We start from the raw sequence: 2,084 nt of genomic DNA, 5'->3' as shown, positions 1-2,084 counted from the left end.
GTTCACCAGCTCCCCGCAGGCCTCTGCCACGGCTGTCCGAACTGCCTCGTCGGCCGCCGCCTTCCCGTTGACGCCCAGCACGATTGCCACCCGCTCCAGATAGCTCTTCTCCAACCCTTGCGTCATCGCTGCCACCACCTCGGGCAGCCGCGCCAGCTCCCCATAAGGCAGTATGGTGTTGATCACATAAGCCACAAGAGAAGGTGCCTGCCCCAAATTGACCAGGGGGAGATGCTTGTCAAGGAGCCGTTCGATACCAATGGCAACATAGCGCTGGCCACTGTCGAGGTGCGCCTCACGCCAGGCGTAGTGGCTATTGGCTGGTGTGTTTATCTCGGCGGGCGCTCGCACTGGTAGGGAATTTCTGATGGTATTTGCCCCTTCGCTGCTTTCGCGGATGGCTCGGTGCAGGGCTGCCAAATCGAGGCGCAGGGCATGAGCCTGTAACCACTCGGGGGAGATAGCATCGAGCTCGTCCTGACTAAGGCGCTGTGGGCAGTAGGCCAAATGCTGCTCACCCGGTGCGGCCCCATGAACTTGGTCGAAAACAAGCAGGGCGGACTGGAGCCCCTCGTCACGACCGTCGGCAAGGCGCCCCGCTGTGCTGTGGGTACGCGCAAACGCAAACGTAAACGCCGGGTCCGAGGGGATCTCATACTCCTGGGCCAAGCACCCACCGACGAAGTGGTAGTAATAACCGCGAGTAGGAAAGGCTAGCCGTTGGCCGACCTGCACTGTGGGCATGACCGCCAGATAGCGCTCTCTCACGACCCCATGGTGCGATTGTGGCGCCACATCAGCGATGCTCAGCCCCTCGTAACATCGCCCTCCTTTCATGACCCGCAAGTGTCGGGGGGGATTGGTTCGGGTGGTGGCTTCACAGCGCGTCCCAGATCGAACGGGGCACGGCATCAAGGTCACTTCTCGTTCTTGCGCAGTCGTGGCCAATACAAAATGGGTGCCGATGAAACGCTGCAGGGTGGCCGGTGGGCAGGCCACCTGAACCTCATAATGGAACGCCTCGCGGGGTTGGTGGTCTGGCGTCACCACCTCTGTTGGGTACTGGTACGGCTCCTGCACTACATCCCTGACAGTGCTACCTCCCTGTGTCGGCACCATCGCGGCACCAAAGCCTGTGCCCCCAGTGCCGTGTCTCGCCCCCACTCTGCCCAATACCCGCGCCTGCAACTCCTGGCTCACCAGTGGCACCGCGCTATCGCTTATCAGCCATTCCCCTTGTGCTCCCAGTTTAAGCAGGGCGATATGGGGCGATTCTGCCAACAGGAGCAGCTCTCCAGACTCGAGCCCCCGCCGCACACTAGCCTCGCTCATGCCACGAGGAGGGTCAAAGCGTGCATGGCGAAGAGCGGCTTCTATGCGAAAGACATCGTTAGCCATCAGCTCATCCAGACGTATAATGCGATATTTCATCGGGGACTCCGTATCTAGGGGGTAGCGGTCCAACCTTCAACCTAGTCATGCCAAGCTGAATTTAGACTGAATCGAGTCTTTTTTGAGAAGAGTCAACAGAGGGCGCTGTTGCCCAAATCGATGCAGCTTGAATGAAACTAACTGAGGACGCGGTGATCTGATCACCACCATTCACTTCAAGTCTGCATCATGGGCAAGTCGCTTCACCCCATCACCAACTGGCCTCAAGACAACAAGTCTCTGATTGACCGTGGCTCTCTCACCTTCTGGGTTGATGCAGATGCCATGGATAACTGGTTTCACCAAGACCATCACGGGCGACGGGGCCGCAGCGCTTTACACCGACCAGACCATCTGCACCTTCTTGATGCGCAAGGGGATGTTCAGCCTGACTTTGCGAGCCACTCAGGGGCAACTTGACTCCCTGTTCGAGCTGATGAACGTACCGCTGTGCGCCCCCGATTACAGTTGTGTCAGCAAGCGGGCCCGCACAGTGAAGGTGGCCTATCGCCAGCCCTCAAAGGGGCGCATCACCGACCTGGTTATCGACTCAACTGGCCTGAAAGTATTTGGCGAAGGCGAGTGGAAAGTCAGAAAACACGGCACAGAAAAGCGGCGAGTCTGGCGCAAGTTACATCTGGCGGTGGACCCGA

1 protein-coding gene and 1 pseudogene are annotated in these 2,084 nt (G+C 59.1%); one reads left to right on the top strand and one right to left on the bottom strand.

All coding sequences use genetic code 11. The features are described from left to right. The coding region (locus AAC083_RS01435; RefSeq protein WP_219927933.1) for a hypothetical protein at positions 1-1,431 on the bottom strand (1,431 nt) is incomplete at its 3' end. Between the two features lie 189 nt (positions 1,432-1,620). On the opposite strand from AAC083_RS01435, the pseudogene AAC083_RS22755 reads away from it, so the two are divergent. Beyond that, positions 1,621-2,084, top strand: a pseudogene (locus AAC083_RS22755) (IS5 family transposase); the annotation flags it as partial.

The sequence above is a fragment of the Aeromonas sp. HMWF014 genome (assembly GCF_963878295.1).
Taxonomy (GTDB): Bacteria; Pseudomonadota; Gammaproteobacteria; order Enterobacterales; family Aeromonadaceae; genus Aeromonas; species Aeromonas popoffii.
The sequence above is the reverse complement of the archived record's forward strand: the minus strand, read 5'-3'. Positions and strand labels throughout refer to the sequence as shown.